This is a genomic window from Streptomyces sp. NPDC059142, assembly GCF_042755665.1.
Lineage (GTDB): Bacteria > Actinomycetota > Actinomycetes > Streptomycetales > Streptomycetaceae > Streptomyces.
The window spans coordinates 1-10,846 of sequence record NZ_JBHZDA010000136.1; the positions used below are offsets into that span (position 1 = coordinate 1).

General features: G+C 72.6%; 11 protein-coding genes and 1 riboswitch. Of the genes, 6 read left to right on the forward strand and 5 right to left on the reverse strand.

Going from position 1 to position 10,846, the window contains the following annotated elements:
• Positions 1–170: 170 nt before the first annotated feature.
• Both nagA and ACFXPK_RS30515 read right to left on the reverse strand, forming a co-directional pair.
• Positions 171–1,343 (reverse strand): N-acetylglucosamine-6-phosphate deacetylase, encoded by a 1,173-nt coding sequence (gene nagA / locus ACFXPK_RS30510; protein ID WP_385002303.1) that lies wholly within the window; start codon positions 1,341–1,343, stop codon positions 171–173.
• A complete protein-coding gene (locus ACFXPK_RS30515) occupies positions 1,343–2,338 on the reverse strand; it encodes an ROK family protein (RefSeq protein WP_385080363.1) in 996 nt (331 codons plus the stop codon). The genes nagA and ACFXPK_RS30515 overlap by 1 nt, the downstream gene beginning before the upstream one ends.
• A 447-nt stretch (positions 2,339–2,785) precedes the next feature.
• Between ACFXPK_RS30515 and ACFXPK_RS30520 the strand changes: the two genes are divergently transcribed.
• The 3 genes from ACFXPK_RS30520 (at position 2,786) to otsB (ending at position 5,298) form a co-directional block, all read left to right on the forward strand.
• Entirely contained in the window at positions 2,786–4,006 is a 1,221-nt protein-coding gene (locus ACFXPK_RS30520) for an extracellular solute-binding protein (RefSeq protein WP_385080365.1), read from the forward strand.
• Positions 4,007–4,018: 12 nt separating this feature from the next.
• Positions 4,019–4,363 carry a DUF3263 domain-containing protein gene (locus ACFXPK_RS30525; protein ID WP_385080352.1) on the forward strand — a complete coding sequence of 115 codons (345 nt, stop codon included), beginning with the start codon at positions 4,019–4,021 and terminating at the stop codon, positions 4,361–4,363.
• Positions 4,364–4,452: 89 nt separating this feature from the next.
• Positions 4,453–5,298 (forward strand): trehalose-phosphatase, encoded by an 846-nt coding sequence (gene otsB, locus ACFXPK_RS30530; protein WP_385002297.1) that lies wholly within the window; start codon positions 4,453–4,455, stop codon positions 5,296–5,298.
• A 28-nt stretch (positions 5,299–5,326) separates the two neighbouring features.
• Here the strand turns inward: otsB and ACFXPK_RS30535 are convergent, their stop codons facing one another.
• The 3 genes from ACFXPK_RS30535 to ACFXPK_RS30545 all read right to left on the reverse strand — a co-directional run bounded on the left by ACFXPK_RS30535 (position 5,327) and on the right by ACFXPK_RS30545 (position 8,100).
• Positions 5,327–6,856, reverse strand: a complete 1,530-nt coding sequence (locus ACFXPK_RS30535) for a trehalose-6-phosphate synthase (RefSeq protein ID WP_385080355.1) — start codon at positions 6,854–6,856, stop codon at positions 5,327–5,329.
• 81 nt (positions 6,857–6,937) lie between these two features.
• Positions 6,938–7,099: a hypothetical protein gene (locus ACFXPK_RS30540; protein WP_385080357.1), complete on the reverse strand. Its 162-nt coding sequence runs from the start codon at positions 7,097–7,099 to the stop codon at positions 6,938–6,940.
• Between the two features lie 38 nt (positions 7,100–7,137).
• Complete coding sequence (locus ACFXPK_RS30545) at positions 7,138–8,100, reverse strand: glucosyl-3-phosphoglycerate synthase (protein WP_385007535.1); 963 nt, start codon at positions 8,098–8,100, stop codon at positions 7,138–7,140.
• A 211-nt stretch (positions 8,101–8,311) separates the two neighbouring features.
• Positions 8,312–8,439: riboswitch (SAM riboswitch) on the forward strand.
• A 17-nt stretch (positions 8,440–8,456) separates the two neighbouring features.
• On the opposite strand from ACFXPK_RS30545, the gene thrC reads away from it, so the two are divergent.
• The 3 genes from thrC to ACFXPK_RS30560 all read left to right on the forward strand — a co-directional run bounded on the left by thrC (position 8,457) and on the right by ACFXPK_RS30560 (position 10,660).
• Positions 8,457–9,764, forward strand: coding sequence for a threonine synthase (gene thrC, locus ACFXPK_RS30550; RefSeq protein WP_385080359.1), 1,308 nt, complete (start codon positions 8,457–8,459; stop codon positions 9,762–9,764).
• Positions 9,765–9,792: 28 nt separating this feature from the next.
• Positions 9,793–10,068 carry a ubiquitin-like small modifier protein 1 gene (locus tag ACFXPK_RS30555; RefSeq protein ID WP_385007531.1) on the forward strand — a complete coding sequence of 92 codons (276 nt, stop codon included), beginning with the start codon at positions 9,793–9,795 and terminating at the stop codon, positions 10,066–10,068.
• Between the two features lie 388 nt (positions 10,069–10,456).
• Positions 10,457–10,660, forward strand: coding sequence for a cold-shock protein (locus ACFXPK_RS30560; protein ID WP_005315736.1), 204 nt, complete (start codon positions 10,457–10,459; stop codon positions 10,658–10,660).
• Positions 10,661–10,846: the final 186 nt, after the last annotated feature.

Below are 10,846 nucleotides of genomic sequence, written 5' to 3' on the forward strand. Positions count from 1 at the left end.
GGGCGCCGGCGCGGGCGGGGGGGCGGGGGGCGGGGGGGGCGCGCCCCGCGGCCCGGCGCGGCCCCCCCCGGCCCCCCCCCCCCCCCCGGCGGAGCGATCATGTCAAAAAGAAAGCGGTTGGCCCAGCCCCCGGACCGACCGCTTCCGTTCCGCTCCGTACCCGCGCCGGGTCAGCCGACGCGGGGGTCGACCACCCATTCTCCCTTGTGCAGCACGCCCTTGAGGGCGAAGTCCGCGTCCAGCACCACCGCGTCGGCGTCCTTGCCCGGCTCCAGGGAACCGATCCGGTCGTACGCGCCGAGCAGCTTCGCCGGGTTCGCGGAGATCGCCCGGACGATGTCCTCGACCGGCAGCCGGTCCACCGTGGCGGCCCGCCGGAAAGCGGTGTCCTGCGTCAGTGTCGAGCCCGCGATCGAGCCGCCGTCCACCAGCCGGGCGACCCCGTCCGTCACGTCGACGGCGAGCGGGCCGAGCTGGTAGCGCCCGTCGCCGAAGCCCGCGGCGTCCATCGCGTCCGTCACGAACGCGACGCGGTCCGCGCCCGCGCGGTGGAACGCCAGCTCCAGGGCGGCGGGGTGCAGATGCGTCCCGTCGTTGATCAGCTCGACGGTGACCCGCTCGTCCTCCAGCAGCGCGGCGATCGGTCCGGGCGCCCGGTGGCCGAGCGGCGGCATCGCGTTGAAGAGGTGCGTGGCGACGGTCGCGCCCGCGGCGATGGCCTCGACGGTCTGCTCGTACGTGGCGTCCGTGTGCCCGATCGCGGCGATCACGCCGTGCTCCGCCAGGAGCCGTACGGAGTCGATGCCGCCCGGGAGTTCGGTGGCGAGCGTGACCATCCTCGCCGTGCCGCGCGCCGCGTCGATCAGCTTGCGCACCTCGGCCGGGTCCGGGTCGCGCAGCAGCGCCTCGCTGTGGGCGCCCTTGCGGCAGGGGGAGATGAAGGGGCCCTCGAAGTGGATCCCGGCGAGGTCGCCCTGCTCGACCAGTTCGGACAGGAGTCCGGCGCGCTGGGCGAGGAAGTCCATCTCGCCGGTGACGGCGGAGGCCACGAGTGTGGTGGTGCCGTGTTCGCGGTGTGTGCGGATGCCCTTGAGTACGTCGTCCACGGAGCCGGAGGTGAAGGAGGCACCGCCGCCGCCGTGGTTGTGGAGGTCCACGAAGCCGGGGACGAGCCAGTGGCCCGTCAGATCCAGGGTGGCGGCGTCCGCCGGGGCGTGGCCCGCGATCCGGCCGTCCTGGACGATCACCCGCCCGCCGTCCACGGTCCCGGTGGGCAGCACCACCCGGGCGCCGGTGAGGACGGTGGGTTCGGCGCGTACGGCGGATCTGTCGCGAGCGGCCATCAGGCGGTTACCTCCGGGGCGAGTGACGGGGTGTCGGACGGTTGCGCGTGCGGGGCGGGAGCGGAAGGAGCGGAGGGGGAGCCGGCGGGGGCCGGGGTCCTCGGGGCCGCCGCGTCCACGCCCACCAGGTCCCAGGCGAGCAGCCCGGCCCCCAGACAGCCCGCCGTGTCGCCGAGCGCCGCGGGGACGATCTCGGGGAGCTGCTGGAACGTGATCCGGTCCGCCACCGCGCGGCGCAGCGGCGTGAACAGGGTGTCCCCGGCCTCGGCGAGCCCGCCGCCGATGATCAGGGTGCGCGGGTCCAGCAGGGTGAGCGCGGTGATCAGGCCCGCGGCGAGCGCGTCGACCGCGTCGTGCCACACCCGTACCGCCGCCGGGTCGCCGGAGTCGACGGCCCGCGCGCAGTCCGCGGCGTCCGCCTCCGGGTCGCCGCTCGCCGCCCGCCAGGCGCGGGTCACCGCGGCGGCGGACGCCAGGGTCTCCAGACAGCCGCGCTGGCCGCAGCCGCACGCGGGGCCGTCCGGGCGCACCACGACATGGCCGATCTCGCCGGCCGAGCCGTGCGCGCCCGCCTCTATGGCGCCGTCGATGCCGATGGCCCCGGCGATCCCGGTGCCCAGCGGCACGAACAGGAAGCGGTCCGCGCCCCGGCCCGCGCCGAGCCGCCCCTCCGCGAGGCCGCCGGTGCGCACGTCGTGGCCCAGCGCCACCGGTACGCCGCCCAGCCGCGCCCCGAGCAGGTCCCGCAGCGGCAGGTCGCGCCAGCCCAGGTTCGCGGCGTACCGGGCGATCCCGCGCTCGGCGTCGACGATGCCGGGCACGGCGACCCCGGCGGCCGCCGCGCTCCCCCCGAAGTGCCCGGCGCCGTACGCGCGCAGCTCCGCGGCGAAGGCGAGGATGGTCTCGACGACGGCCTCGGGGCCGCGCTCCCTGCCGGTGGCGCGCCGCGCCTCGTACAGCAGCGCGCCGTCCTCGCCGACGAGGGCGGCCTTCATCCCGGTGCCGCCCACATCCAGGGCGATGACGTGTCTGGCATGCCTGTCGGATCTCACGGGGACAGTGTCGCGTGTGAACCCGTGAAAGGTCTAGTCCACTACGCCCGGCGCCTGCGGGTCGCGCCCCTGGTGGGCCCGGATTGTTGCCGCTCCATACAAAAGAACAGAACATTCACCCGGTGTGGACCGGGGATATCGGGCGTTGCGGAAGCGCAACCGCCGCCCCGTAGACCTCAAACCTTTGTATGGGGGAAAATCGCTTGCTCGATACCCGACTGATCGAAACCGGCAGTCGGCGGCAGTGCGTCACGGGGGACCGGTCGGGGGCCTTACGCGCAACAACAAGAAACAGCAAAGGCGGGGAACGGACCTGTGCGACCTGTACGAGAGCGGCCTCAGGGATATCGCGGTCAGCGGGCCGCGACGGCGGCGCTGGCCGCGTTCGGTATGACGGTGGCGCTGGCGGGGTGCGCGAACACCTCGGGCGGCGGAGATGTCACGCTCAAGGTGGTCGCCGCGGAGTACGGCACCAACTCCGAGGACAGTTCCGTGAATTACTGGGAGTCCGTGGCGAGTTCCTTCCAGGCGGACCATCCCGGAATCAAGATCGACATAAAAATCCGGCCGTGGAAGACGATCGACTCCGATGTCGCGCGGATGGTCGCGGAGGGCAAGGCCCCCGACATCGCGCAAGTCGGTTCGTACTCCGACTACGCCAAGGACGACAAGCTCTACGCGGCCGACGATCTGCTCTCCGTACCCACGCAGGCGAACTTCCTCGACCAGCTCTCCGAGGCCGGCGAGGTCAACCGCATTCAGTACGGGATGCCGTTCATCGCCTCCACCCGGCTGCTCTTCTACAACAAGGAGCTGTTCGCGTCCGCCGGGTTGAGCGCCCCGAAGGACTGGGACGACATCAGGTCCGCGGCCGAGGCGCTGAAGGCGGACGGCGTGACGACCCCGTTCGCGCTGCCGCTCGGCACCGAGGAGGCGCAGGGCGAGGCGCTGATGTGGCTGCTGAGCGGCGGGGGCGGGGTCACGGACAACGCCGACGGCTCGTACAGCATCGACTCGCCGGTGAACGTCGCCACCTTCACCTGGCTCAAGAAGAACCTCGTCGGCCCGGGGCTGACCGGCCCGGTCGCGCCCGGGAAGCTGGACCGGGCCACCGCCTTCAAGGCGTTCACCAGCGGCCAGGTCGGCATGCTCAACGGCCATCCGACGCTGATGAAGGACGCGGTGAAGCGGGGCATCAAGGTCGGCATGGTGCCGCTGCCCGCCGAGAAGGGCCCGGCGAAGGCGTCGGTCGGCGTCGCCGACTGGATCATGGCGTTCAAGCAGAACGGTCACCGCGAGCAGATCGGCTCGTTCCTGGACTACGCGTACCAGGACAAGAACCTGCTCAGCTTCTCCGGCCAGTACGACCTGCTGCCGGTCACCTACAGCGCCAACGAGGCGATGCTCGCCGACCCGGAGCACCAGGACGTGAAGACGTTCCTGACGGCGCTGCCGGAGTCGGAGCTCTTCCCGTACGGCAAGAACTCGTGGTCGCGGGTGAGCGAGAGCTTCAAGAAGAACATCGGCAGGGCGGTCGAGCGCGACCAGAGCCCGGGGGCGGTGCTGGGGCAGATAGCCAGGGACGCGTCGGCGGCGGAGGCGGCCGAGTAGCGTGGCACTGATATGACCACGCCGCCCACCCCTGACCCCGACCCGGCCGCCGCCCCGGGCCCGGCCGCCGACTCGGGCCCGTCTGCCGCCCCGGCTCCGGACCCGGCCGCCGACCTGGACCCGGCCGCCGCTCCGGGCCTCTCCGGGCGGGACCGCGCCGTCCTCGCCATGGAGCGGCGCGGCTGGCCGGGCCCCGGCGCCAAGGAGCGGGAGATCCGCGAGCGCCTGGGCCTCTCGCCCACGCGCTACTACCAGCTCCTGAACGCGCTCCTGGACGACCCGAGGGCGGTCGAGCACGACGCGGTGACGGTGAACCGGCTCCGCAGGGTCAGGGCCGCCCGCCGCGACCTCCGCTGACCGCGCCGGGCGGGGCGGCGGCGGTCCGGGAGCCGGGACGCGGCCCCGGTTCCCGCCCGTACGGCGGCCGACGTCGATAGGGTCGGACCATGGGCAGCCACTCTTACTCCCTGCCGGAACCGACCACCTCCGCCGGCGCCGACGGCCTGGCCGCGCTTCTCGCCCGGCCCGGCGGCGCCGTCGTCGCGCTCGACTTCGACGGGACCCTCGCCGAGATCGTCCCCGACCCCGAACAGGCCCGCGCCCACGAGCGCGCGGTCCCCGCCCTCGCCGCCCTCGCCCCGCGCGTCGCCTCCGTCGCGGTGGTCACGGGGCGCCCCGCCGAACTCGCCGTACGGTACGGCGGCTTCGCCGGTGTGCCCGGCCTGGAACACCTGGTCGTCCTCGGTCACTACGGCGCCGAACGCTGGGACGCCGTCTCCGGTACGGTCCACGCCCCGGCCCCGCACGAGGGCGTCGCGGCCGTACGCGCCGAACTCCCCGGCCTCCTCGAAGAGTTCGGTGCCTGGAACGGCACCTGGATCGAGGAGAAGGGCCGGGCGGTCGCCGTCCACACCCGCCGCGCCACCGACCCGCAGGCCGCCTTCGAGGCGCTGCGCGAACCCCTCACCACCCTCGCCGCCCGCCACGGCCTGATCGTCGAACCGGGCCGCATGGTCCTGGAACTGCGTCCGCCGGGCGTCGACAAGGGCGCGGCGCTGCTGGAGCACGTCCGCGAGACCGGCGCGGAGACGGTTCTGTACGCGGGCGACGACCTGGGCGACCTGCCGGCCTACGCGGCGGTCGGGAAACTCCGCTCCGACGGCCACCCGGGCCTGCTGATCGCCAGCGGCACCGAGGTCCCCGAACTCGCCGAACGAGCCGACCTCGTCCTCCCGGGCCCGGCGGCCCTGGTGGACTTCCTGGCGGCGGTGGCCCGCACGGCCGCCCCCTGACCCGGACTTCGAGGCCCCCAGGGAGACCTCAGGCCCGCAGCGCCTCCAACTGGTCCAGGAACCACCGCTGCGGCGGCAGCGCCGTCGCCGCGGCGGCCAGGCGTTTGGCGCGCTCCGCGCGGTCGGCCGGGGGCAGTGTCAGGGCCTCGTGGAGGGCGGCGGCCGTCGCGTCGATGTCGTACGGGTTGACCACCAGCGCGTCCTCGCCCAGCTCCGCGTACGCGCCCGCCTCCCGGGACAGCACCAGCGCGCAGGCCCGCTCGGAGAGGACCGGGATCTCCTTCGCGACCAGGTTCATGCCGTCGCGGATGGGGTTGACCAGCGCCACGTCGGCCAGCCGGTACGCGGCCAGGGAGCGGGCGAAGTCGTCCTTGACGTGGAGGACGACCGGGGTCCAGCCGGGGGTGCCCAGCTCCGCGTTGACCGTGTCGGCGACCCGCTGGACCTCCTCCGTGTAGGCGCGGTAGACCGCCAGGTCCTGCCGGGAGGGGTACGCGAAGGCCACATGGACGACGCGCTCGCGCCACTCGGGGTGGTCGAGCAGGAGCTGCCGGTAGGAGAGCAGGCCCCGGACGATGTTCTTGGACAGCTCCGTACGGTCCACCCGGACGATCGTCCTGCGGTCGGCCCCGTCCGGGGTGGTGCCGATCTGCTCGCGCAGCGCCGCCATCCGCTCCGCCACGTCCGGGCGGTGCGCGCGCTCGCGCAGGAAGTCGCCGTCGGCGCCCAGACCGTGGACCGCGAGATACGTCCGGCCTCCGGAGGGCCCGGGGGCGTCGCCGCGCGGGTAGGTGAGACGGCGCCCGCCGTCCGCCGCCGCGTCCTGCGGCCAGTGCGCCGTCAGGCCCCGGTCTCCGAGCACCGAGCGCGCGCACTCCTTGAACGCCTCCGCCCACCGCCAGGTCAGGAAGCCCAGCCGGTCGGCGCCGAGCATGCCCAGCAGCAGCCGCTCCGCGATGTCGTCGGGCAGCAGCCGGAAGTACTCGGCGGGCGCCCACGGCGTGTGCGAGAAGTGCCCGATCCTGAGGTCGGGGCGGAGCGCCCGCAGCATTCCGGGGACGAGCGCCAGGTGGTAGTCCTGCACCAGGACCGCCGCGCCCTCGGCCGCCTCCTGCGCCAGCGCCTCGGCGAAGGCGCGGTTGTACGACTCGTACGCGGCCCACCGCTCACGGAACTCCGGGCCGAAGGACGGCTCCAGCGGGGTCTGGTAGAGCATGTGGTGGACGAACCAGAGGGTCGAGTTCGCGATGTCGTTGTACGCGGCGGCGTACACCTCGGGGTCGATGCCCAGCATCCGCACCCGCTGCCCGCCCGTGTCGGCCGGGTCCAGGCGGCCCTCCGTACGCCGTACGGCCTCCCGGTCGCCGTCGCCGAGTGCCGCGCACACCCAGACGGCGTCGTCGTCCGACCCGATCGCCGACAGGCCCGACACCAGTCCGCCGCCGCCGCGCCTGGCCTCCAGCGTGCCGTCGTCGCGCCGTGTGTACGAGACGGGGCCGCGGTTGGACGCCACGAGGACACGGGCCGGCGCGGGGCCGGCGGACTGCTCGGTAACCATGTCGCGAAACCTAGCCCGTCGCGGAAACGCTCAAACGTACGGTGTGTGTGACGTCCCCGCCCGCCGCCGTGCCGTACCCGCTCAGTCGCGCCGCCCGCGCGCCGCGGCCAGCGCGACCACGCCCGCGCCCGTCAGCGCGAAGGCCATCCCGCCCAGCAGCCACAGCCGCTCGGCCGTCGACCCGGCCTGCGCCAGCACCCGCGTGAACTCCGAAGCCCTCGAAAACGCCAGATTCATGCCCATGAGGGAGCAATGTAGATAGTCGGTGCGATGATCCGATGTTACGCCGCGCGTCCGGCCGTGTACTCCGCGATCTCCCGCATCGGCGGACGCTCCTCCGTGTCCACCGCGTGCGTGCGCGGCGTGAACCCGTTCTCGCCCCGCTCGAACTGCGTCAGCCGCGGCCGTACGAGATGGCCCCGCTGGAGCCGGAGCTGCGCCGTACGGTAGATCGCCGCCGCCATCCGCCCCAGCGCCCGGTCGTCCTGGTGGCGGTGGAGCCGCACCCCCACATCGACCTGGGCCAGCCCGTCCAGCCCCACCGTGTGCAGCGCGTCCACCAGCAGCCCCAGCTCCACGCCGTACCCCACCGGGAACGGCAGCCGCTCCAGCAGCGAACGGCGCGCCGCGTACTCCCCGCCCAGCGGCTGGACGAAACCGGCCAGCCGCGGCCAGTGCAGATTGAGCAGCGGGCGCGCCACCAGCTCCGTCACCCGCCCGCCCTGGCCGCCCCCGCCCCCGCCCTCCGCGCCGCCGTCCAGCGGACGGTCGTACATCGCCTTCACGAAGTGCACCTCCGGCTCCGTGAGCAGCGGGCCCACGATCCCGGAGACGAAATCCGGCGAGAACTCCCGCAGGTCCGCGTCCACGAAGCACACGATGTCCCCGCTCGTCACCAGCAGCGACCGCCACAGCACCTCGCCCTTGCCGGGCAGCGCGGGCAGCCGGGGCAGGATCGCGTCCCGGTGCACCACCCGCGCGCCCGCCGCCGCCGCGACCTCGCCCGTACGGTCGGTGGAGCCGGAGTCGATCACCACCAGCTCGTCGACGAGCCCGGCCCGCTCCATCAGCTCACGCCGTACGACGGAGACGATCGCGCCGACCGTCGCCTCCTCGTCCAGCGCCGGCAGGACCACGCTGACCGTGCTGCCGCGCGCCGCCTTCGCCGCCAGGAGCCGGTCGAGCGTACGGTCCCCCGCCGACCAGGAACGCCTGGTCAGCCAGTGCTCCACCTCTTCCAGCACGTTCGGTACTCCCTGCGCGATCCTTGACATGTGCGGTCACTCGTCCGCCGGCGCCGGGCCCGCCGCACGCCGGACGTGATCCATCTCGCGGTGCGGACGACTATCTCAACCCTTCACACCTTCGGTTACAGTCTTGAACAACACGAATGACCACCGCATGCCGGGGTCATCACGTGAACAAACGCACCGGACCCAGGCTCCGGCGCCATAGCGCTCATCCAGAGGGACAGAGGGAACGGCCCGTTGAAGTCCCGGCAACCCTCCCGCCGACCGCGAGGTCACGGTGGGGAAGGTGCCAATTCCGTCTCGTGGCGAAGTACGTCGCGAGGAAGATGAGGAGAAAGGGCCTCGCCACCATGGCTGTGCAGACCGTCCCGAGCGGTACGAACGAGACCGTCACGAACGAGACCGTCGACCTCGGACCCGCCGCCGCACTCTCGTGCCGCGAATGCGGAGAGCGCTTCGGCCTCGGCCCCATCTTCGCCTGCGCGAGCTGTTTCGGGCCGCTCGAAGTCGCGTACGACCTGCCGAGCGGCAGCCCCGAAGAGCTGAAGAAGCGCATCGCCGAGGGCCCGGACAACATCTGGCGGTACGCCCCGCTGCTGCCCGTCCCCGCCGATGTCGCCTCGAAGCCCAACATCAACCCCGGTTTCACGAAGCTGGTCAAGGCCGACAACCTCGCCCGTGAACTGGGCATCACCGGCTCGCTCCACATCAAGGACGACTCCGGCAACCCGACGCACTCCTTCAAGGACCGCGTCGTCGCCATCGCCGTCGAGGCCGCCCGCGCCTTCGGCTTCACCACCCTCTCCTGCTCCTCCACCGGCAACCTCGCCGGCGCCGTCGGCGCCGCCGCCGCCCGCGCCGGCTTCCGCTCCTGCGTGTTCATCCCGCACGACCTGGAGCAGGGCAAGGTCGTCATGGCCGCGGTGTACGGCGGTGACCTCGTCGGCATCGAGGGCAACTACGACGACGTCAACCGCTTCTGCTCCGAACTCATCGGCGACCCGCTGGGCGAGGGCTGGGGCTTCGTCAACGTCAACCTGCGGCCGTACTACGGAGAGGGCTCCAAGACCCTCGCGTACGAGATCTGCGAACAGCTCGGCTGGCGGCTGCCGGACCAGCTCGTCATCCCGATCGCCTCGGGATCGCAGCTCACGAAGATCGACAAGGGGCTCCAGGAGCTGATCAAGCTCGGCCTCGTCGAGGACCGCCCGTACAGGATCTTCGGTGCCCAGGCCGAGGGCTGCTCGCCGGTCTCCACCGCCTTCAAGGCCGGGCACGACGTCGTGCGCCCGCAGAAGCCGGACACCATCGCCAAGTCCCTGGCGATCGGCAACCCCGCCGACGGCCCGTACGTCCTGGACATCGCCCGGCGCACCGGCGGCGCCGTGGAGGACGTCGACGACGCGCAGATCGTCGACGCGATCAAGCTGCTGGCGCGCACCGAGGGCATCTTCGCGGAGACCGCGGGCGGGGTGACCGTCGGCGTGACGAAGAAGCTCATCGAGGCGGGCGTGCTCGACCCGTCCCTCACCACCGTCGTCCTCAACACCGGTGACGGGCTCAAGACGCTGGACGCCGTGGCGCCGACGACCGGCCCGACGGCGACCATCCGCCCGAGCCTCGACGCGTTCCGCGACGCGGGCCTCGCCGCGAGCTGACCACCGACACCGAGAAAGGCTTCCCACCATGAGCGTCAAGGTCCGTATCCCCACCATCCTGCGCACCTACACCGGTGGCCAGGCCGAGGTCCCGGCGGAGGGCGCCACCCTCTCCGAGGTCATCCAGTCGCTGGAGGCGAACCACCCGGGCATCGCCGGCCGCGTCCTGGACGACCAGGGCAAGCTGCGCCGCTTCGTCAACGTGTACGTGAACGACGACGACGTCCGCTTCGAACAGGGCCTGGAGACCGCCACGCCGGCGGGTGCGGGCATCTCGATCATCCCGGCGGTCGCCGGCGGCTGACCCCGGCCCGCGCGCCCGGCGTACCCCGTCGCCGACGCGCTCCGTAACGGAACCGGTCCCCTCCGCAAGAGAAGCGGAGGGGACCGTTCTACATGGTTGAGCACGATAGAGTGTGGGAACGCCCCGCTGTCGCCCGCTCCGTACGCGAGCGAGAACGCGACAACATGAGGGCAAAGTCCTGGAGCCTTTTGCGGCGTACGTACGCTTTGCCCGGCCCGACTTGTCCCGGAACGCAGTGGATTCAGCACTATGCGTGTTCGGCCACGCCCAGAATTCTCGTCCGATTGACCTGTTGCAGAGGGCAGTTGGGCAGATACATTCAGCCGCGGTCGACGCGTTCCGGCGCGAAGTGTGGCCCCGTGCAAGGGCCAGTAATAGGGGAGTTGGCATGGCTCAGGGCACCGTCAAGTGGTTCAACGCGGAGAAGGGCTACGGCTTCATCGCGGTCGACGGTGGTGCGGATGTATTCGTCCACTACAGCGCGATCCAGATGGACGGTTACCGCACCCTTGAAGAAGGTCAGCGAGTGGAGTTCGAGATCTCGCAGGGCCAGAAGGGTCCGCAGGCGGACATGGTCAAGCTCGCCGTCTGATCCCGGCGCGATCGGCCACCGGCGCACCCGGGTGCCCGGTACAGACTCCGCATCGCATCTCGCACATGAGGGGGGGGGGGGGGGGGCGCGGGGGGGGGGGCCCCCCCGCGGCGGCCGCGCGGCGCGCGACCCCCAGAGCGCCCCCGGCCGGCCCCGCGCGCCCCCCCCGCCCCACCCACGCAGAGC